The organism is Janthinobacterium sp. SUN100 (assembly GCF_030397705.1).
In the GTDB taxonomy this organism is placed as follows: Bacteria; Pseudomonadota; Gammaproteobacteria; order Burkholderiales; family Burkholderiaceae_D; genus Janthinobacterium; species Janthinobacterium kumbetense.
Genome location: NZ_JAPUBU010000001.1, coordinates 243,384 through 263,123, shown reverse-complemented (window position 1 = coordinate 263,123; position 19,740 = coordinate 243,384). Strand labels below are relative to the sequence as shown.

Here is a 19,740-nt window from a genome sequence, read left to right as displayed (position 1 = left end):
CATGAGCACCACCGCCTGGTTCATCCTGATCGGCTGCCTGATGCTGGCGCGCGGCCTGGGCGCCGACGGCATCGCGCGCCTGCCCTTGACCTCGGCCATGGCTTACCTGGGCGTGGGCCTGCTGCTGGGCCCCATGTTCCTCGGCCTGTTTGCCTTCGACCTGGTGCAACAGGCGCCCCTGCTGGAAACCCTGACGGAAATCGCCGTCCTCATTTCCCTGTTTTCCGCCGGCGTGAAGATGCCCGTGCCGTTCAGCCTGGCGCGCTGGCTGCCGCCGCTGCGCCTGGCGTGGCTGTCGATGGCCATCTCCGTGGCCCTGGTGGCGGCCTTTGCACGCCTGGTGCTGGACCTGCCCCTGGGCGCGGGCGTGCTGCTGGGCGCCATCCTCGCGCCCACCGACCCCGTGCTGGCCACGGACGTGCAGCTGCGCCATGCGGGCGACAGCGAGCAATTGCGCTTCATCCTGACCAGCGAAGCGGGCATGAACGATGGCAGCGGCTTTCCTTTCGTCATGCTGGGCCTGGGATTGCTGGGCCTGCATGAGCTGGGTCCCCATGGCGCCACCTGGCTGTGGCGCGATCTGGTCTGGGCCAGCGCGGGCGCCATCGCCCTGGGCGCGGCCGGCGGCGCGCTGCTGGCGTGGCTGGCCTGGCAGGTGCGCGCCAAGGAACCGAAACACGCGATGCTGGACGACCTGGCGGCCCTGGGCCTGATCGCCTGCGTGTACGGCGTGGCGACCTGGCTGCACGCGTGGGGCTTCTTGGCCGTGTTCTTTGCCGGCGTGGCCCTGCGCCAGACGGAACTGCGGCTGGCCGGTGCGCCGAAAGACCGGCAAGGCTTGCTGCAAGCGGGGGAAACCCACGCCGCGTCCGCTGCCAGGGCGCACGACGGCGAGGTGACGCTGACGGTCAGCGGCGAATCGCTCGTCTTCAAGGAACACCTGGAACGCCTGTCCGAACTGACCCTGGTACTGTTGCTGGGCGGCGCCGTCACGGCCGCCGCCTGGCGCTGGCAGGCGTGGAGCGTGGCGCTGTTCCTGCTGCTGGTGGCGCGCCCGGCCAGCGTGATGCTCGGCTTGCTCGCTTCGGGCACCAGCGTGCGCCTGCGCGGGCTGGCCGCCTGGTTCGGCGTGCGCGGCATCGGCTCGCTGTACTACCTCAGCTATGCCATCGCGCATGGCTTGCCGCGCGGCCTGGCGCGCGAACTGGCCGACATCACCCTGGTCGTCGTCATCCTGTCCATCGTCGCGCACGGCCTGACGGTCAAGCCCCTGCTGGAACGCTACTGGCGCAAATAGGCACCAGTCGGCCAACTTTGTCATTGGTTCAAAGCAATGTTTTGTCAATCGCCCCTATGCTGGGCGGAAATGTTGTTAAGATAATTAAAAATGGCAAAAGAGAGAATCAATGAAACGACGAAGCGTGCTGGGACTGGGCGTCTCACTGGCCCTGCTGCAAACGGGCTGCGCCACCGATCCGGCCAGGCTGGCGTGGGAAACGGAATTTGACGGCTTCATGCGCGATGGACTGGCCCGCACGGAAACGCCGGGCATGGGCGTGGCCGTGGTGCGCGGCGAACAGACCATTTTCGCGCGCGGCTATGGCTGGGCCGACATCCAGGCCGGCAAGAAGGCCGATGCCAACACGGTGTTCCATGTCGCGTCCGTCAGCAAGCTCGTCACGGCCGCGGCCGTCATGATGCTGCTGGAACAGGGCGCCTTCCAGCTGGACGACAAGGTGGCGGCCTACCTGGACTTCCCGCTCATGCACCCGAAGTTTCCCGACGTGCCCATCACCTTTCGCCATCTGCTCAACCACACCTCGGGCATTTCCGACGCCGTGTACGAAAAGACGACGGCGTTTGCCGTGCAGGGCGACCCGCGATTACCGCTGCGCGACTTCGTCAAGGGCTATCTGTCGCGCGGCGGCGCCTGGTACGACGCGGATGTGTCGTTTGCGGCACGGCCCGGCACGGAATGGCGCTACAGCAATGTCGGCATCGCCCTGCTCGGCTATCTGGTGGGCCGCGTGAACCCCGATGGCCTCGACGCCTTTACGCACGAGCACCTGTTCGAACCGCTGGGCATGGACCATACGGCGTGGAGCCTGGCCGGCTTGCCGCGGCGCGCCGTCGTCGCCCAGCCGTATGTGCACAAGGAGCCGGGCCTGCAAGTGCTGCCGCCCGTCGGCTATCCGGACTGGCCGGCCGGCCTGCTGCGCAGCTCGGCGCATGACTTCGCCCGTTTCCTGGCCATTTTCAGCAATGGTGGCCGGGTCGATGGCCACCGCTACCTGCAAGACGCCACCCTGCAACTGTTTTTCGCCCCGCAAGCGGCTCCCGTCGTGCCCGCCGATTCATCCGTGCGCCAGGCCCTGGTGTGGCTGCTGCGCGACGTCGACGGCAAGCCGCTGGCCACGCACAGCGGCGGCGACCCGGGCGCCGCGTCCGTCGTCTGCGTCGACCGCGCCAGCAAGACGGCCGTGCTGGCCTTCGCCAACGTCAGCGCGGACAAGGAGTTTCGTTCATTCCAGAAAGAAGTCGTGCTGCGCCTGCTGGCCCATGGGGGCAGCGGCGCGCCGGCGGCAAAGAAAGCCTAGGCGCCGAACCAGCCGCGCAGTTTCTCGGCGGCCCGTTCCTTGACGTCGGCCGTGATGTAGGTGGCGACCGTGGCGACGGCCGCCGCCAGCACGGCCAGGTCATCCGCATAGCCGACGACGGGCGTGATGTCGGGAATCGCATCGATGGGCGAAATGAAATAGCCGAGCGCGCCATAGATGGCCGTCTTGGCCCACAGCGGCGTGTTCGGCTGCTGCGCCGCGTAGTACAGCCACAGGGCTTTTTCGATGACTTCGCGCCCCGCCGTCTTGGCAAACTTGACGACCTTGTCCCAGAAGCTGTCATCCGTGTATTTCTTTTCATACTGCTTGTCGGCCTGGGGGGCGTGGTCTTCTTCCAGATTCTTTTTTCTGCCAAACATCTGCTGCTCCTGTCTGCCGCGCACGGCGTTACGAATGCGCACCTTAGCATAACGGCGCGCCGGGCGCGCGGCGTGCAAGGTAAGCTATCGTCATGGAAATATCCGCCACCACCACGGCCCGCGCCGCCGGCCTGCGCTACACGGGCGACCACCAGCGCGGCATCGCCCGCCTGGGCAAGCCCGGCAAGTTCCGCTACCGCGACGGGGACGGCCAGTTCCTGCGCGATGCCGCCGCCTTGACGCGCATCAAGGCACTGGCCATACCGCCCGCCTGGACGGACGTGTGGATCTGCCCGCACGCGACTGGCCACCTGCAGGCGACGGGGCGCGATGCGCGGGGCCGCAAGCAGTACCGCTACCATGCGCGCTGGCGCCAGGTGCGCGATGAAGTGAAATATGAGCGCATGCTCAGTTTTGGCCGCGCCCTGCCCGCCATCCGCGCTGCCGTCGCGCGCGGCATGCAGCTGCCCGGCTTGCCCCGTGAAAAAGTGCTGGCCACCATCGTCCACCTGCTGGAATTGACGATGATGCGCATCGGCAACGAAGAATATGCGCGCACCAATAAATCATTTGGCCTGACGACCCTGCGCACGCGCCACGTGCAGCTCGACGGCAGCGCCGTGGCCTTCCGCTTCAAGGGCAAGAGCGGCGTGCGCCACGATATCCGCCTGAGCGACCGGCGCCTGGCCAGGGTGCTGCAGCGCATGCGCGAGCTGCCGGGGCAGGAACTGTTTCAATATGTCGATGAGGATGGCGCGCGCCACGGCGTCGATTCGGGCGACGTCAACGATTACCTGCGCGAAGTGACGGGCGAAGACTACACGGCCAAGGATTTCCGCACCTGGTCCGGCACCCTGCTGGCCGCGCTGGCCCTGCAGGCGTTCGAGCAGGTCGATTCCGAGGCGCAAGCGAAGAAAAACATCGTGCAAGCGATCGAGTCGGTGGCAAAAAAACTGGGCAACACGCCGACGATCTGCCGCAAGTGCTATGTGCACCCGGCCGTGCTGGAATCGTATCTGGATGGCAGTTTATGGGAAGGCATGCGCGCGCGGGCGCGGCAGCAATTACAGGAAAACTTGCCGGCGCTGGCGCCGGAAGAAGCGGCCGTGCTGGCCTTGCTGCAGCAGCGCCTGCAGGCCTGACCCCATCAAGCCTGGCGGGCTGGCTGGGGCTGGCACTGGGCCGACAGCGTGAGGGCGTCGCTGCGGCAGACGGGTAAGGCGCCGTGACCTGCATCGCGCGCCACGGGCGCCGGTGGGGCATCGTCCGTCCGCGCCTCGTCCGTATTCATCAAGGTGGCCGCCAGGGTCGAGAAAGTAAACAGGCAAATCAGCAGGAACGGCTTGTTCACGTGGATGGACTGGACTGGCTTTTGCATCGCATACTCCGTCGGACTGGTTGGCTGTTGCAGCATGAACATCATCATCGCGTGTTTCCGCAAGGCATACAATCAGACAGTTTCGACAAGATAAGTAGGACAGCGCTGACAGGCTCAGCCATAAAAACCCGTGTCGGCGGATTTGACACCGGCGCCAGCCCGCCTCAGCCAAGCCCTTGTTTTTACACCATATTTTGTACGGGAACGCTTCCTGCTTGACCTCTTGCCTGGGCACGCTTGGCGCCAGTCAACGGGGGGACGATCATGGGTTTTATCAAACAGGTGCTGCTGGCGCTGCTGCTGTGCGCCATGTCCGCCGCGCACGCCACCCGCATCGGCTACACGGCAACGGCGCTGGGCGGCACGCAGTGGCGCTACGACTATACCGTCAGCAATACCACCCTGGGCGTGCCCATCGGGGAATTCACCTTGTTCTTCAGCGTGGGCCGGTACGCCAGCCTGCACAACGTTTCCACGGCGCCCGGCTGGGACGTGCTGCTGGTACAGCCCGATCCCGCCATCCCCGCCAGCGGCTACCTCGACGCGCTGGCGCTGGCCGGCGGCATCAATCCCGGCGCCACGGCCACGGGCTTTTCCGTCACCTTCGACTACCTGGGCGCGGGCAGCCCCGGCGCCCAGCCGTTTTCCATCCTCGACCCCGTTTCCTTCATCGAACTCGATACGGGCGTCACGCAGCCGGCCGCCATCGCCCTGCCCTCCACGCCCTGGCTGCTGCTGGCCGGCGTGCTGGCCATACTGTGCCTGCGGCGCCGGCAGCTGGCCGCCGCCGTGCTGGCCCCATTGCTGACCCTGAGCCTGTGCGCCTGCGGCGGTTCGAACGATCCCACGCAGCCGCCCACGCCGAAAGTCATGCTGGCGGCGGATGCGGATACGCTGGGGCCGGACACGGCCGCGCCCCTGGCGGCCAGCGCGGACGCCGGCCTGGCTGCCGGCCCCTTCACGGTGACGGCATTGCGCAAGGTGGGCGAGCAGCGCATCAACCGCCGCATCTACGAATACACGTTCCGCATCAGCATCCGCAACAATGGCAGCGAAGCGGCAAGCAACGTGCGCGCCATCCTGGCCAGCGTACCCGCCGGCGCCAGCATCGTGGACGACAGCGTCCTGGCCGGCGGCATGGACGCGAGCGCGACGGTCACTCCCGACGACACCATCACCCTGCGCATCGACCGCACGCGTCCGTTCGAGCTTGGCGGCCTGGCGTGGAACATCACGTCCGGCGCCAGCGTGGCGCTCGACCCCGTGCGACCGGCGCAGGTGGTCAGCCTGCCGCTGGCCGAACTGGGCTTTCCCGCCGGAGCCGACAAGGTCGCGGCCAGCGGCGCCGTGACGGACGTGCTGCTGAAAGATGGCAGCCTGCGCTTTTCCACCCCGGGCGACACGGGCGAAGACCAGCACGCGCAGTTTTTTGTCACCAAGGGCAACATCGTCACCACCCTCGACCTGCTGATCCAGAGCGAGCTGCCGACAGCCCTGCACGTGTATGTCGAGCCGCTCGAGAACGGCTCGCTGCCGCCCGCGCCGCCGAAGCTGGCCATCGGCGGCCTGGGGCCGAACAATACGCTGCAGCCCGGCGGCCTCTCCTTCCGCCTCGAGGGCGTGGCGCCGATGAACCTGCGCAACGACAGCGGCGGCTTCCTGGCGGCGCAGAGCGGCGCGACGGTGGCCATCCATTCCTACTGGGTCTTTCATGCGGACACGGGCAGCTTCAGCATCAGCGCCACGGCCATGCAGCAACTGCTGAACGTGCTGCCGGCTGGCGCGCTGCAGCTGCACCTGAATTTTGTCACGCAGGATGGCGAATTTGCCGTGTCGTACGCGCTCACCGTCATCAAGGCCGCCACCGTGCTGCAGGGCCAGATGCGCACGCCGGCAGGCGGCAACGCCAGCGGCCTGGCCGGCAAGAAAATCTTGCTCACTGGCTATAACTTCCACCTGCGCCGCGTGGCCGTGATCGACGCGGCGGGCGCCTTCCATTTCGACGGCGTCATTCCCGACACCTACCAGCTGACCCTGAACGACCTCGACCATCCGAATGTCGTCGGCATCAGCACGGCCATCTTCCCCACCAGCACCATCGTCAACGTCAGCATCACCTACCCGTATGCCGCCGGCCCCGGCTTGCAGGCGGCGACGGCGCCATGGATCGCCGCACCCGTGACGCAGGATGGCGCCGCGCCGCCGGCGCGGCAAGCGGCGCAGGCCATGGCCGCGCCGGCGCCGGCGCCGGCGCCGGCCACGCCGCAGGATGAGGACCTGGACGGCACGCAGTCCTTCACCGCCACGGCCGGCCCGCAAAACCAGACCGTCGTGCGGCCCTTCAACTACACGGTACCGAAAGGCACGCAGGACGTGGGCGTGAAAATCACCGTCAGGACGGCCGAATATCCCACCTACACGACCCAGCAAAGCCAGTACAACGATACCTGGTCCTACGTCGTGGTCGGCTTGCCGGGCGTCGACCTGGCAAACATGGGCGCCGTCAATCAGTCGCATTTCACGCAAGGCACCACCGTCAGGACGGAATGCGTGGATGTCAGCCAGCAAACCAGGGCGGGGCCGCTCGTCATCACGGGCGCCGTCAGCGCCACGAATATCGGCGACAGCCTGCTGGCCACGCTCGCCACGGTGGAACTGAGCCTGGCCTGCAAGGGCTTGAAGATCACGCGGGCGCGCTTCTTCCCCATCAATGCGGACCTGCATCCCTTGCTGCAGCCGCGCAATCTCACGCACAACCTCCCCGGCCCCTACGTGTCCGTGCCGCAAAACACGCCCGACCGGCACACCATCTCACTGGAAGTACGCTATTCGCCGGAGCGGGTCAACTTGACCGAGGTGAATATCGGCATGTCGGCCGACGGCGCCAACCCGGCCTTCAGCACGGTCAATCTGCTCGACCAGGCCAACATCCGCGGCAAGGACAGGATCACCTTCCCGCGCCTGAAGCTGCCCGACTTTCCGGGGCCGAAAATCGACAAGAAAGCCGTGCTCACCGTCCGCCTGAAGGGACGCGTCGGCAATGCCAACGCGGTGTCCGACCCCGCGGAAGGGGGGCAAGTGGCGCTCAAGGGCGACACGGCGTTCACCCCGCTGTATCTTGCCCACAACGAAGCGGCGCTGGCGAAGCGGCGCTACGGGCCGCGCGATGACGGCGGCGACTCGTGGGCCACGCGCCTGACCATCGCCTGGCTGGCGGGAAAACCCTACCGTTTCAACGATATCAGCGGCCAGCACGTGACGCAGGAGGCGTCAGGCCGCTCCATCCTCGACCACGACGGCCACAGCGATGGCCAGCAGATCGACATGCGCTACGCGGATGGCGCGGGCGGCTACTCGGACGAGCTGGGCGGCCTGGGCAATGGCGCCGCCATTTTGCAGCTGATCAACGATGCGGAAGCGGAAGTGGCGGCCGGCTTGCCGAAAAAGCCGAAACTGGCCAGGCTGGGGGCATGGATCACGGCCAACCGGGCCATGCTGACCCTGGAAGCGGGCGCCGCCAGCACGCGCGTCGTCTACATCGGCCACCGCTTCATCAAGCTGGCCCTCATCGACGGCTGTTTCGCCAACCCGCCGCACGCGCGGATACCGGGCGTGCCGGTGTGGACCAAACCCCTCAAGGTGAGCATCGACCCGTCCCACTTGCACCACTGGCATCTGAGCATGACGGCCCATCCTTGAACAGCCGGGCGGCGCCCCGGGCGTATTCAGGCAGGCAAGTCGGACAGTTCCAGCTCCGAAAACCCCGCCCGGCGCCGCGCTTCCAGGTTGAACGGGCCGCGCAGGGTGGGCGCTTCGTAGCGCAGCGCCAGCTCGGCATAGGTGGCGCGCAATTCCAGCCCCCGCTGATCGCACAGGTAGCCGTACCAGCGGTTGCCGATCTCGACGTGCCCCACTTCATCGCGCAGGATGATGTCGAGGATGGCGGCGGCGGCCATGTCGCCCGCCTGCGCCAGCTTGGCGCGCAGCGGCGGAATCGCGTCCAGCCCCCGCGCTTCCAGGGTGCGCGGCACCAGCGCCATGCGCGCCAGCACGTCGCCGCGCGTCTTGTCGACCATTTCCCACAGGCTGTCGTGGCCGGGAAAGTCGCCATACGTGTGGCCCAGCACCTGCAAATGCGCCTGCAGCATGGCGAAATGCGTCGCTTCCTCCTTCGCCACGCGCAACCAGTCCGTATAGTATTCAGCGGGCAAGTCCGGGAAGCGCCACAGGGCGTCGAGCGCCAGGTTCATCGCATTGAATTCGATGTGGGCCAAAGCGTGAACGAGCATGGCGCGCCCTTCCGGCGTGATCATCGAGCGCCGTCCCACCAGGCGCGGCGGCACCAGCTCCGGACGCGCGGGCCGGCCCGGCACGACGCCGGATGGCGCCAGCGGCGCCTTGACGTCCAGCGCCAGCCCGGCTGCGGCCATGGCCGCCACCATCGCCACCTTCGTTGCCGGGTCGGGTTCGAGCAGGCAAGCGAGCGCAGATGCGCGCAATTCCGCTGGCGCGGTGGAGGTCAAGGGAGATGGTTGCATGGGGCTGCTTTCTGGCGCGTTGCTTGGTAAGGGGCGCAGTGTATCAAATAGCCTGCCCCACGAGCCAGTCGGACAGCGCCTGCACTCTGGCCGGCAGCGGTGTGCGCGCGGCGTGCACGAGGTAATACGCCTGCGGGCTGGCCAAGTTGAATCCGCCGAACGGCAGGATCAGCTGGCCGCTGGCCAGCCACGGCTGCACCAGCTGGCGCCGGCCCATGGCCACGCCCGCGTGGTGGATGGCCGCCTGGGCGCACAGGTCGGCGCGGTCGAAGCGCAGGCTGCGCGCGGGCAGACTCGCCCCTGGTGCCTGCTTGTCCAGCCACAACCGCCACTCGGCATCGGGCGCGCAGGCGGGCCAGGCCAGGGTGTCGTGCAGCACCGTCGCGCCGGGCAAGTTGTGTGGCGCATCCTGCAAGCCGTGGTCGCGCGCATACTGCGGGCTGCAGACGGGCGCCAGCCATTCATCCATCAGCTTGCGCGATACGAGGCCGGGAAAGTGGCCGTCGCCATAGTGCAAGGCCAGGTCGACCTGGCCGGCGCGAAAGTCGACGGCGTCATTGCCCACGCGCAAGTCGATCGACACGTCCGGATACTGTGCAGCGAAGCCCGCCAGGCGCGGCACCAGCCAGCATTGCGCGACCGACGGGCGCGCATGCACGGTGACGCTGCCCGTCAGCGCATCGCCGCCGGCAAGGGCCGCATGCAGGCTGTCCCAGCCCGTTTGCAGGGCCGCGAAGATGCGCTCGCCGTCCTGCGTCAGCCTGACCTGGCGCGTCAGGCGTTCGAACAAGCGCAGACCCAGCCCCGCTTCCAGCCGCGCGATGCGGTGGCTGACGGCGCTGGGCGTGAGCGCCAGTTCCTGCGCCGCCAGCGCGAAACTGGCATGGCGCGCCGCCACTAGAAAGGTGTGCAGGTTGGCGAACTGGCTGGCCGTGAGCGTGGCCCCAAGCGTGGCCGGAGGCGACGCGCTGGCCGGCATCAAGCGGCTCCGGCCGCCAGCAAGGCGCGGCCGCGCGCCACGTAGGCGGCCATCTCCTGCTCCGGCACCATGCTGCCGCCCGTGCCCCACACCAGATGCGTGGCCGTTTCCAGGTGCTGCTGGTATTGCGGCGCGGCCAGGACGGGCTGGATGCCGGCGAAACCGGCCACGGCGGACGGTTCCAAACGCCAGCCTTGCGTTTGCTCAAGCGTCGCCAGCAAGCGGTACAGTTCTTCATCCGTGACGGTGGCGTAGCCGTCGATCAGCCGCTGCATGGCGCGTCCGACGAAACCGGACGGGCGTCCCACGGCCAGGCCATCGGCGGCCGTGACATTGTCGATGCCGATTTCCTGCACGCTGATTCCCTCGTGCAAACCCGTGTGCACGCCCAGCAGCATGCACGGCGAGTGGGTCGGTTCGACGAAGACGCAGTGAACGGCATCGCCAAAGGCCAGCTTCAAGCCGAAGGCCACGCCGCCGGGGCCGCCGCCCACGCCGCACGGCAAGTACACGAACAAGGGGTGGGCCGCATCGACCGCGACGCCGCTTGCGGCGAACTGGGCTTTCAGGCGCTGGCCCGCCACCGCATAGCCGAGAAACAGGTCGTGCGAGTTTTCATCGTCGACGAAGTGGCAGGTCGGGTCGTTCTCCGCCTGCCTGCGCCCCGCTTCCACGGCCACGCTGTAGTCGGTCGCGTATTCGACGACGGTGACGCCGTGGCTGCGCAGCTTGTCCTTTTTCCATTGCCGCGCGTCAGCCGACATGTGCACGGTGGCGCGAAAGCCCAGTCGCGCGCTCATGATGCCGATCGACAAGCCCAGATTGCCCGTGGAGCCGACGGCGATCGCATACTGGCCAAAGAAGGCGCGCACGGCGTCGCTGGCCAGCACGCTGTAATCGTCGCCCTCCTTCAGCAAGCCGGCGTCGAGCGCCAGCGTTTCCGCGTGCTTCAGCACTTCATAGATGCCGCCGCGCGCCTTGATGGAACCGGAAATGGGCAAATGGCTATCCTGCTTGAGCCATAGCTGACCGCTCATCATGCCAAGCGCCGCCTGCATGGCGGGCAGCGGCACGACGGGCGACTCGATGACGCCGCCGCTGGCCTGCGTTTCCGGAAACGCCTTGGCCAGATATGGCGCAAAGCGCGCCAGGCGCGCGCCGGCATCCGCCACATCGTCCGCCGTCAAGCCGACGTCGTGCAAGGCCTCGGCCGCCGGCGCAATGCGGGGATTGAACCAGCTCAAGGGCTGCAAGGCCATCAGTTCTGTAATCAGGGGAAATTTTTCGCACAGCGCGGCGATGGCGGAAGTGGGCAGCATGACAACCTCGTGAAGGAACAAGCCATGATTAGACCGCATCCGGGCGCGCCTGGCAAAGGATGGTTGATCAGCCAACAGGTGACGGGAGGTCACCTGTCATGCCGCAACAGAAAAAAAGGCTATTTGCCAGGAGCAAGCGCCCTGGATTTTCTGCTGCTCAAGAACGATGCAATAAACACGGCTGGAAAACAGGCCAGCCACAGATAGCATCCGGCGCCGAATCCCAGCACCGCGTAAGAACCATTATCACTAGGAATTTCTTTAATGCCAAAGGTGGTCAGTGCCAGCACAAAGCCAAAAAAAACGGCCAGCATCGCGGCACTGGGCTTCTCTTTCGAAAAATACATGGCAAAAATAAGCAGCGGATTGGCAAACCAGGCAAAACTGCCGGCCAGCGGCCCTAGCCAGCCGAGCAATAACACGCCCCCGCCCAGCAAGACTTCGTGGGAGTCCACGATTGCCGTTAAAAACAGGGATGCCACATATGCAACAACGCTAAGGGACAGCACGATGGCGGCGGCATCTTCGCCGAGTATTTTTTGATATTTCACAGGTTTCCGATGGCACTAATTGGTGAAACAGGATGACGATGAATTAACCAGGAAAAGTAATCCCCCTACGGCTTTAGCGGCACGGCGCCCACTTCATACCACACCCGCAAACCTCGCCATCGCCCGCCTGTGCGGCAAACGCCGAAAACCGGACGCTATGCAGCATAACAAATTACCAAGAAGAAACATGCGCACATTGTCACAAGTACCTGGCCAGCGCCGATGCGGCGCATACGGCAGACGCCTTCCCCTCCCGCGCCGGCAACGGGAAGGCGCCATTGCTGTTAGAACTTCAGCTGCAGCCCCAGATCAATCGACCGGCCCTCGGCCGGCAAGGCTTGCAGCGCCCCGCCGTTCGCCTTCAAACCCGACAGGTAGACGCCGCCCAGCGGGTCCGCGTAGGCGCGGTTGAACAGGTTGCTGACGCCCGCGCTCAGGCTGGTCATCTTGTTCAATGCCACGCTGCTGCGCAGGTTGACGAGGGCATAGCCGCCCGTTTCCGGTTCGAAGCGGCGCGCATCGACCTTGTCCTTGCGGGCCACGATCTTCGTTTCGATGCGGTTGCTCCAGGCGCCCAGCTTGTGCTCGACGACCAGCAAGGCGTTGAACGGCATCATGCGGTACAAGTCGCCGCCATCGCTGCGCTTGCCCCGCGTGTAGGCCGCATTGCCGCTGGCGGTCAAGCTGCCCCATTGGCTGCTGCGCGCCAGCGGCAGCTGCCATGCCACATTGGCGCCGTACAGTTTGGCGTCGTGGTTGGCGAAGCGCAGCAAATTACCATTCGCGCCCATTTTCATGTACGGGTGGAAAGACGCCAGCACGTCGACATCGATGTAATTGTCGACCTTGCTGTAATAGGGATTGACGCGCACGAACCAGCCCTCCTCGCCGCCGCCATGCCAGTCGGCCGTCAATGCCGCCGTGTAAGCCGTCTCCGGCTTGAGGTCGATATTGCCCACATAGCCGTTGCCATCGCCAAACCAGTTGGTCATGGTCATGGCCATCGAACCGCGGCCCCAGGAATAACGCTCGTACAGATTGGGCGAGCGCACCTTGCGCGCCAGCGCGAATTCATAGCTGCTGGCCGCATCGGGCGTGAAAGTGGCTTGCGCCGAGGCATCGATATTCGTGTCGCGCTGGCTGCGGCTGCGCGCATTGAAGGCATTCGCGGCCATCAGGTCCGGCATGTTCATCATGTTGGTGCCATACGATTGCACGTCGCCCGTGTCCATGCGCACGGATTCGCCGCGCACGCCCAGCACGCTGGTCCAGCGCGCATCGTGGCGCGTTTCCAGTTCGCCAAACAGCACGGTGCGGTCGCGCTTGCCGTCATTGATGTTCAGGTAGGTCCGCGGCCCCATCATCATGGAGCCGGGCACGGCCGGCCAGTAGTCGTCGAGGCGGAAGCCGTGCCACTCCTGGCCCAGGCGCAACTCGCCCGCCGCCATCGGCAAGCTGGCCATCAACGCATAGCCCGTGTTGCGTCCATGCGTAAGCATCGGCATCGAGCCCTTGCGCTCGCTGCTGAAGAAGCCCATCTCGTGGTCCGTCTGCTGCCAGTAGGCGCGCGCGTCCAGCACGCCCCAGCCGAATTCGCCCTTGTAAGCGAGATTGGCGAACTGGCCGTGGTTGTCCGTCATGTCCATGTACTGGTTGGGAAAACCCTGGTACGGGATGTGCTGCACGCCGGCGCGCAGGGTCAGCTGCTGGCCCTGGCCTTTCGCCGCCAGCACGATGGATTGGTTGATGCTTTCATACATGCTGGCCAGCACGGTGTTGCCACGGCCGTCTTCATAGCTGTGGCCGCGCGTGTAAGCGCCGCTGTAGCCGACGCTCAGGGTGTCGCTGGCGGCCGACGCATTCACGCTGGTCGCCACGCTGTTGTTGACGCTGCGTCCCGAGACGGCAAAGCTGCCTTGCGTCAGCAAGCCTGCACCGGGCTGGGCGAACACGGGCGCGTTCGACTGCACCTCGATGGTGCCAGCGATGCTGTCGCCGCCCGCGCTGACGGGCGTCACGCCCGCGATCAGGCGGATGCGCTGCACTTGTTGCGGATCAATGTAGGACAGCGGCGCATTCATATGATTGGCACAGGCGGACGTCACTTCCATGCCGTCGATGCGGATCTTGATGCGGTCATCCGCGAAACCATTGACTACCGGCAAGCCGGACACGCCGCCACCGGCCGCCACGCTGTAGCCGGGCGTGCTAGACAGCATTAATGCCGTGTCGGCGGCAGGACGGTAGCCGTCGCCTATGGCCGTGACGATGACTTTCATTTCGGGCAACACGGTAGTGCCGGCTTCGGTACGCGTTTGCGCCACGGCAGGCATGGCGATGGCGAGGGAAATCAATAACGGTAAATGTTTCATGGTGCTGCTTTCAGTTTCTGTATGGGCAAGACGAACAGGCGCCAGCGCACGACGGGTGCGAAGCAAGGCCGTTCAGGGAAAGGACAGATCAGAAAGCGGCGGGCGGGCCACGGGGCTGGACAGGCGTCCAGGCGAACAGGGGCGTGGCGGATTGGTAGAACAACTCGGGCAGCAAGCCCGTGATCAGTTCGCCGGAAGCGATCACGAGGGAGGTGGGCGGTATCGCCAGGGTGTCGGCATGCATGCTGCAGCACGGGCAATCGCCCATGCGCATGCCGCCCTTGGCGGGATCGGGTGTGTCCGTGGACAATTTCACGGGCAGCATGTTCATGCCGCCCGCCACCGAGCAAATCTCGAAGCTGGGCACGGCCTGGCCGCTGGCGACCGTGAACGCGCGCGACAAGGTGGGGGCGAGCGCGGCCATGAGGATGGCGAGGCACGCGATCCACAGGACGACGACGGCGCGGCCTTGGCGAATAAACATGGCGGCATTATAGCGGCCGCCCTGCCCTGCAGCCAGCCATATGGTCAAAGAAACTTTACAAAGCGTCCAGTTTCTTGATCTCGGCCTGCAAGTCCTGTTCGCTGAGCGGCAAGTAACCCTCTTCGCTATCTTGCTGGGCCAGAATGATGGCTTGTCCCTGGGGCGACAGGGCCAGCTGCAAGTACGCTTTCACCAACGGATCGAGCCCCTTCCCCGGCGCGCGGTTCACGTACAGCTGCACGGGCATGGTCAGCGGGTAATTGCCGGCGCGCACGGTCGCCTTGTCGGGACCGTAGTATGGCGCGCCCCGGGCCGCCGCCAGCGGCAGCACGCGCACCTGGTCCGAGATGGGTGCCGCATTGACCCAGCCCAGCACGGCAATGCCATAGCGGTCGGCGGCCACGGCGCGGATCACGGCTTCGCGCGAGGCCAGCGCCTCGTACCTGGCGGCAAACGGACGCTTGCCGAAACGCGCATGGCGCAAGCCCGTGGCGAAGCCGCCATCGTCGCGCAAGCCGTAGGCGTGGATGCGGCGCGGCGCCCAATCCCCTGTCGCGCCCAGCTGCGACCACAGGTTGGCGTCGCCTCCCGGTGCGCCTGCCGTGAATACCTGGCCCAGCTGCTCCATCGTCAAGCCCGCCAGCGGGTTGTCGCGGTGCACGTACACGGCAGGCGGCGTCTTGGCCGGCGGACGGGGGCCGTGGCCGTTGTAGCCGATGCGCACGGGAGTGGCGTCGTAACCGAAGACTTGCCGGAAGGCCGCCTGGTCGCCCGGCCACATATCGCGCGTCAGCGGCGCAAACGCCGTGGCGCCCGCCGTCAGCGCGGGCATGCCGGCCGATGAGCCTTCCATATGCAGGCTGAAGCGCACCTGCGGATGCTGGCGCGTAAACAGCGCGTTCAACTGCGTAATCACTTCTTCCAGGCCATCATTGCCGACGATGGCCACCGTGCCGTCACGGTTCACATAGGTTTGCGCGGGATCAACGGCCAGGGGCGAGGCCTGCACGGCGGCCGCCAGCACGCAGCAAACGGCCAGTGCGGTCTTGTTCAACGGCGTCATTCGAGTTTCTCCAGTTCAGCCCTGGCTTGCGCGGCCGTCAGGGGCAGATAGCCGCCCGGCTGCGCGGCGATGATGGCCTGTCCTTCGCGCGACAGCACCAGGCGCAGGTATTCCTTTGCCAGCGGATCGACGGCCTGGCCGGGCAAGCGGCGCACGTACAGGTACACGTAGCGGCCGTACGGGTAGCGGCCGGATACCACTTCCTCGTCCGTGCCCGTCGTCGGCTGGCCATCCGCACCCACGATGGCCAGCTGGCGCAGCTGCGGGTGCTGCACGCCGAGCGCGGCCACGCCGATGCCGGCCGGGTCTTGCGCGATGCGGCCCGTGATGGCGGCCGTGTTGCCCAGCTCTTCATGGCTGGCTGCCAGCGCCCTGCCCTGGAAATGTTCACGCTGCAAGTAGTCGCCAAAGCCCGTGTACGCGGCCGTGCCGTACGGGTGGATCGCGCGCTCGCGCCACTCGCCGCTCAAGCCCAGCTGTCCCCAGCGGCTGAAGTCGCCGCCTGGATTGCCGATAGATAAAATTTGCGATACTTGCGCCGCCGTCAGCCGCGTCAAGGGATTGGCGCGGTTCACGTACACGGCCAGGGACGTGGCCAGGTGCTCGCCCGGCGTGGATGCCGTGTGCGCGATGCGGATTTCCAGCGCGTCGCGCCCCACTATCTTGCGGTATGGCACCAGCTCAATGGCATTGATGGCGCGGCCCATGGCGCCGAACAGCACCTTGTCATGCATCAATAGCGGCACGGCGCTGCTGGTACCCTTGCCGTCAAACCCCAGGACGATGCCCGGGTGGCTGGCCGCAAACAGGGCATTCCACTGGCCAACGACGGAAGCCACGTGTTCGGCGCCGCCTATCATGGCCGCGCCCGTCTTGCGGTCCAGGTAACCGGCCGTGGCCGGCACCTTGACGGCCTGCGGCACGTAGGCGGGCAAGGCGGGGTCGAGCGTGGCTGCGGCCGTTGCAGTTGCAGATGCGGACATGGCCAGCATCAGTGCGGCCAGCGGCAAGGATGGGCTATTTGCCATCGCTGGCCCAGTCCACGGCCGCGTCGAACAGGCGCAGGCCGGCCGGCGACAGATTCGTGAAGGTTTCGTTATCGAGGAAGAAACTGACCCGGCGGGCGGGCGCCAGGCTGTCGTAATCCATGGTGGCGCCCTTTTCATAGCCGAAGATGGCGGCTTTTTCCGGCTCGCCATAGATGGTGGCGATGGTCGTCGCGCCCAGGCCAGGCTTGCCCCAGCTCATGGTCGCCTGCTTTTGATAGATATCCACCGTGCCGGCCGGCAAGCCGCCTGCCAGCGCGTGCGGCGCGTTGACCAGCCACACATAGCGCGACTTTTCCACCGTGCCATAGTCCACGCCGGCCCGCTTGCCCGTCATCGACATGTCGTCATACAAATCGTTTTCCCACGTCAGCACGGGTACCGTGACGTTGCGGTAGGCGCCCAGCAGGTCGCGGCCCCGAATGGTGGACGACAGGATCACCAGGTCCTTGCCTTGCGCGCCGGACACGGGCGCGTACTGGCTGTGCAGCGTGACGGCATAGCCGCGCGATTCCAGGTGTTCCTTGATTTTCTGGTCGAAAGGCAGGCTCTTGCCTTCCAGGCGCACCACCAGCAACACCTGTTTGCCAGGTGCAGTCTGCGCCGCCTGCACATGCAAGGTGCCTGCCAGCAGTGCCGCCGCCAGCGCGGTTTTGACGAGACGCATCACAGGTCCACCTTCATGCTCAGCTTGATGGCGCGCGGCGCGCCAGACGCCAGACGCGTGCCGGCGCCAGCCCAGTAGCGCTTGTCGGCCGCGTTTTCCACGTTCAGCTGCCAGACGACGGATTTCTGCATCACCGTGCTGGCATAGCGGGCGCCGGCGCTGAACAAGGTCACGCCGCCCAGGAATGCCTGGTTCAGGTCGTTGACGGGACGGGCGCTGTAGTAATACGCGCCGCCATTGACGGACAGGCCAGGCACGGCGTCGAGGGCGTAGGCGAGGAAGGCGCTGGCCGTGCGCTTGGACGCGTTTTCCGGCGCCTTGCCGTTGTAGTCGGCGTTGATGTGCTCGAATTTCGGGTCGAGGAACTGGGCCGACGTTTGCCACGACAGCTGACGCGTCAGCTTGCCCTGGGTCGACAATTCCAGGCCGCGGTAGCGCTGTTCGCCATCCGAAGTGAACACATTGCTGCTGTTGGTGTAGTAGCCGGGACGCGTGATGTCGAACAGCGCGGCCGACACCAGGGTACCGCCAGGCGTCAGCCAGCGTGCGCCCAGTTCCTTCTGTTTGCTCACGCCGGGCGCCATCTTGACGTTCTGGTTGACGGTACCCGTCGGCCCCGTTTCGCCCTCTTCCAGGCCGCGCGCCGACGAGGCGTAGAACGAAATCGCCGGCGTCAGCTTGTAGACCAGCGATACCATGGGCGTGGTCTTGCTGACGTCATAGTGGCTGGCGCCCTGGTCGCTTTGATAGCTGGTGCGGCGCACGCCGATGACGCTTTGCCACTGCGGGCTAAAGACCATGCGGTCGAGCGCATACAGGCCCGTGTCGCGCGTGTCCAGCGCGGCCGTCGTCGGCGAAGTCGGCTTGGGACCGAACACGACATTCGTCACGGGCACGGGGTTGTACAGGTTTTGCGAGGCGATCGTGTAATTGCTCTGGTAAATAGGGTCTTGCGACTTGTCCGTGCGCGATGCACCCAGGGTCAGTTCATGGGCAATGAAACCCGTCTTGAACGTGCCGGCCAGTTCCGCGCGCAGCAAGTCCGACGCCGTCACGTGATGCTGCATATTGCCCGTGATGCGGCCGGCTCCCGTGGCCAGCGCCGCCGCATTGTTCAGGCGGAAGATGGCCAGGCGGCGGTCGCGCGCCGTTTCCGAGTGACCCGCCTCGACCGTCAGGGCCCAGCCATCCGTGATGGCGTAGTCGGCGCGCAATTGCGCGTTTTTCGTCTGCGCCTCGAAATTCGACCAGTCGGGGCCGATCAGCTTGCGCGGGTCGACGGCGCGCGGCAAGCTGATCACGCCTTTCACGGCGGCCGGCAAGGCCACGCCCGCCTGCTCCGTCACCCGGCGGCGGTCGTATTCCAGATCCGCTTTCAGCAGCAGCTTGTTCGTCACGCGCCAGTCCAGCGCCGTGGAAATGAAGCTGCGGTTGCCGTTGCCCACATTATCCAGATAAGAACCCAGGGTGCCGCCGGCTGCATTCACGCGCACGCCGAATTCCTGCTCCGCGCCAAAACGGCGGCCAATGTCGAGATTCGCCACGGCACTGCCACGGTCATCGAGGCTCAGGCCCATGCTCGTGACCGGCTTGCTGCCGGCGCGCTTGGTGACGAAGTTGACCACGCCAGCCGGCGAGGTGAAGCCGTAATACAGGGCCGAGGCACCCTTCAGCACTTCCACGCGCTCCTTGTTTTCCATGGGTACTTGCGAAAAGTTCATGATGGGCAACGAGCCATTGAGGCGGTAATTCGTGCGGTTTTCCACGGCGATGCCGCGCACCACCAGCTGATCCCAGGTATCGCCGCCGTTTTGCTGGCGCGTCACGCCAGCCGTATTGCGCACGGCGTCATACAGGCCGGACACGGCTTGCTGTTCCAGCAATTCGCGCGTGATCACGTTGACGGTCGATGGCACGTCCATGATGTTGGCGCCACGGAAGCTGCCCGCCTCGGTGGTGGTCGGCACCAGGCCTTGCGCGCGCGCCCCCGTCACCTGCACCGCCTGCATGACTTTCTCATCGCCAGCCGTCAAGTCGTCCTGGCCGTTGGCGCCATTGGCGGCGCAGGCTGTGTGGGAAGCGAAAGCCAGCGACAGGGCTGCGGCCACTGGAAGTAGTTGCAAGGAAGGAAAAGCTGCGCGCATATAAACGGGTCTTTCAACAGAGAACAGTGATAGAAGGAAACTTCAAGTTACCGCGCATAATATCCGTAACGAGAATCATTCGCAATAAATAAGTGACAATTCGTGAGAATCAGAGAATTTCATAAGATAAACAGTCCGCCAGGCCGCCTGTTATCACTTGAACACGTCTGGATTTTGCAGACACAGCCGCAAAGAGGCATACTGACAGTCACGGCGTGCAAG

16 protein-coding genes are annotated in these 19,740 nt (G+C 65.7%); 4 read left to right on the top strand and 12 right to left on the bottom strand.

The window, feature by feature from the left end; all coding sequences use genetic code 11:
- The first annotated feature begins 1 nt into the window (after position 1).
- A complete protein-coding gene (locus O0881_RS00965; protein WP_289909674.1) occupies positions 2-1,297 on the top strand; it encodes a cation:proton antiporter in 1,296 nt (431 codons plus the stop codon).
- 109 nt (positions 1,298-1,406) lie between these two features.
- Entirely contained in the window at positions 1,407-2,597 is a 1,191-nt protein-coding gene (locus O0881_RS00960) for a serine hydrolase domain-containing protein (protein WP_251348961.1), read from the top strand.
- Here O0881_RS00960 and O0881_RS00955 read toward each other — a convergent pair.
- A complete protein-coding gene (locus O0881_RS00955) occupies positions 2,594-2,977 on the bottom strand; it encodes a DUF1232 domain-containing protein (protein ID WP_099664192.1) in 384 nt (127 codons plus the stop codon). The genes O0881_RS00960 and O0881_RS00955 overlap by 4 nt on opposite strands.
- Before the next feature lie 92 nt (positions 2,978-3,069).
- On the opposite strand from O0881_RS00955, the gene O0881_RS00950 reads away from it, so the two are divergent.
- A complete protein-coding gene (locus O0881_RS00950) occupies positions 3,070-4,119 on the top strand; it encodes a DNA topoisomerase IB (RefSeq protein WP_099664193.1) in 1,050 nt (349 codons plus the stop codon).
- Positions 4,120-4,124: 5 nt separating this feature from the next.
- Here the strand turns inward: O0881_RS00950 and O0881_RS00945 are convergent, their stop codons facing one another.
- Positions 4,125-4,355: a hypothetical protein gene (locus O0881_RS00945; RefSeq protein ID WP_251348963.1), complete on the bottom strand. Its 231-nt coding sequence runs from the start codon at positions 4,353-4,355 to the stop codon at positions 4,125-4,127.
- A gap of 264 nt (positions 4,356-4,619) precedes the next feature.
- On the opposite strand from O0881_RS00945, the gene O0881_RS00940 reads away from it, so the two are divergent.
- Complete coding sequence (locus tag O0881_RS00940) at positions 4,620-8,054, top strand: hypothetical protein (RefSeq protein WP_289909673.1); 3,435 nt, start codon at positions 4,620-4,622, stop codon at positions 8,052-8,054.
- A 26-nt stretch (positions 8,055-8,080) separates the two neighbouring features.
- Here O0881_RS00940 and O0881_RS00935 read toward each other — a convergent pair whose 3' ends face one another.
- From O0881_RS00935 to O0881_RS00890, 10 genes are all read right to left on the bottom strand, one after another.
- Positions 8,081-8,893 (bottom strand): ferritin-like domain-containing protein, encoded by an 813-nt coding sequence (locus O0881_RS00935; protein WP_289909672.1) that lies wholly within the window; start codon positions 8,891-8,893, stop codon positions 8,081-8,083.
- Positions 8,894-8,936: 43 nt separating this feature from the next.
- Entirely contained in the window at positions 8,937-9,872 is a 936-nt protein-coding gene (dsdC, locus tag O0881_RS00930) for a DNA-binding transcriptional regulator DsdC (protein WP_289909671.1), read from the bottom strand.
- Positions 9,872-11,191 (bottom strand): D-serine ammonia-lyase, encoded by a 1,320-nt coding sequence (locus O0881_RS00925; protein ID WP_289909670.1) that lies wholly within the window; start codon positions 11,189-11,191, stop codon positions 9,872-9,874. The genes dsdC and O0881_RS00925 overlap by 1 nt, the downstream gene beginning before the upstream one ends.
- 119 nt (positions 11,192-11,310) lie before the next feature.
- Positions 11,311-11,742 carry a hypothetical protein gene (locus tag O0881_RS00920; RefSeq protein ID WP_289909669.1) on the bottom strand — a complete coding sequence of 144 codons (432 nt, stop codon included), beginning with the start codon at positions 11,740-11,742 and terminating at the stop codon, positions 11,311-11,313.
- Between the two features lie 284 nt (positions 11,743-12,026).
- Positions 12,027-14,114 (bottom strand): TonB-dependent receptor, encoded by a 2,088-nt coding sequence (locus O0881_RS00915; RefSeq protein ID WP_289909668.1) that lies wholly within the window; start codon positions 14,112-14,114, stop codon positions 12,027-12,029.
- Positions 14,115-14,202: 88 nt separating this feature from the next.
- Positions 14,203-14,598 (bottom strand): DUF2946 domain-containing protein, encoded by a 396-nt coding sequence (locus tag O0881_RS00910; RefSeq protein WP_289909667.1) that lies wholly within the window; start codon positions 14,596-14,598, stop codon positions 14,203-14,205.
- 55 nt (positions 14,599-14,653) lie between these two features.
- Complete coding sequence (locus tag O0881_RS00905; protein WP_289909666.1) at positions 14,654-15,661, bottom strand: substrate-binding domain-containing protein; 1,008 nt, start codon at positions 15,659-15,661, stop codon at positions 14,654-14,656.
- A complete protein-coding gene (locus O0881_RS00900; protein ID WP_289909665.1) occupies positions 15,658-16,689 on the bottom strand; it encodes a substrate-binding domain-containing protein in 1,032 nt (343 codons plus the stop codon). Before O0881_RS00900 ends, O0881_RS00905 begins: the two co-directional genes overlap by 4 nt.
- Positions 16,679-17,374 (bottom strand): hypothetical protein, encoded by a 696-nt coding sequence (locus O0881_RS00895; RefSeq protein ID WP_289909664.1) that lies wholly within the window; start codon positions 17,372-17,374, stop codon positions 16,679-16,681. The genes O0881_RS00900 and O0881_RS00895 overlap by 11 nt, the downstream gene beginning before the upstream one ends.
- Positions 17,374-19,518 (bottom strand): TonB-dependent siderophore receptor, encoded by a 2,145-nt coding sequence (locus O0881_RS00890; protein WP_289909663.1) that lies wholly within the window; start codon positions 19,516-19,518, stop codon positions 17,374-17,376. The genes O0881_RS00895 and O0881_RS00890 overlap by 1 nt, the downstream gene beginning before the upstream one ends.
- Between the last annotated feature and the right edge of the window lie 222 nt (positions 19,519-19,740).

Excerpts from the sequence above, each read along its gene's own strand:
- O0881_RS00965 (WP_289909674.1), top strand. The coding sequence starts at position 2 with ATGAGCACCACCGCCTGGTTCATCCTGATCGGCTGCCTGATGCTGGCG.
- O0881_RS00960 (WP_251348961.1), top strand. The coding sequence starts at position 1,407 with ATGAAACGACGAAGCGTGCTGGGACTGGGCGTCTCACTGGCCCTGCTG.
- O0881_RS00955 (WP_099664192.1), bottom strand. The coding sequence starts at position 2,977 with ATGTTTGGCAGAAAAAAGAATCTGGAAGAAGACCACGCCCCCCAGGCC.
- O0881_RS00950 (WP_099664193.1), top strand. The coding sequence starts at position 3,070 with ATGGAAATATCCGCCACCACCACGGCCCGCGCCGCCGGCCTGCGCTAC.
- O0881_RS00945 (WP_251348963.1), bottom strand. The coding sequence starts at position 4,355 with ATGCAAAAGCCAGTCCAGTCCATCCACGTGAACAAGCCGTTCCTGCTG.
- O0881_RS00940 (WP_289909673.1), top strand. The coding sequence starts at position 4,620 with ATGGGTTTTATCAAACAGGTGCTGCTGGCGCTGCTGCTGTGCGCCATG.
- O0881_RS00935 (WP_289909672.1), bottom strand. The coding sequence starts at position 8,893 with ATGCAACCATCTCCCTTGACCTCCACCGCGCCAGCGGAATTGCGCGCA.
- dsdC (WP_289909671.1), bottom strand. The coding sequence starts at position 9,872 with ATGCCGGCCAGCGCGTCGCCTCCGGCCACGCTTGGGGCCACGCTCACG.
- O0881_RS00925 (WP_289909670.1), bottom strand. The coding sequence starts at position 11,191 with ATGCTGCCCACTTCCGCCATCGCCGCGCTGTGCGAAAAATTTCCCCTG.
- O0881_RS00915 (WP_289909668.1), bottom strand. The coding sequence starts at position 14,114 with ATGAAACATTTACCGTTATTGATTTCCCTCGCCATCGCCATGCCTGCC.
- O0881_RS00910 (WP_289909667.1), bottom strand. The coding sequence starts at position 14,598 with ATGTTTATTCGCCAAGGCCGCGCCGTCGTCGTCCTGTGGATCGCGTGC.
- O0881_RS00905 (WP_289909666.1), bottom strand. The coding sequence starts at position 15,661 with ATGACGCCGTTGAACAAGACCGCACTGGCCGTTTGCTGCGTGCTGGCG.
- O0881_RS00900 (WP_289909665.1), bottom strand. The coding sequence starts at position 16,689 with ATGGCAAATAGCCCATCCTTGCCGCTGGCCGCACTGATGCTGGCCATG.
- O0881_RS00895 (WP_289909664.1), bottom strand. The coding sequence starts at position 17,374 with ATGCGTCTCGTCAAAACCGCGCTGGCGGCGGCACTGCTGGCAGGCACC.
- O0881_RS00890 (WP_289909663.1), bottom strand. The coding sequence starts at position 19,518 with ATGCGCGCAGCTTTTCCTTCCTTGCAACTACTTCCAGTGGCCGCAGCC.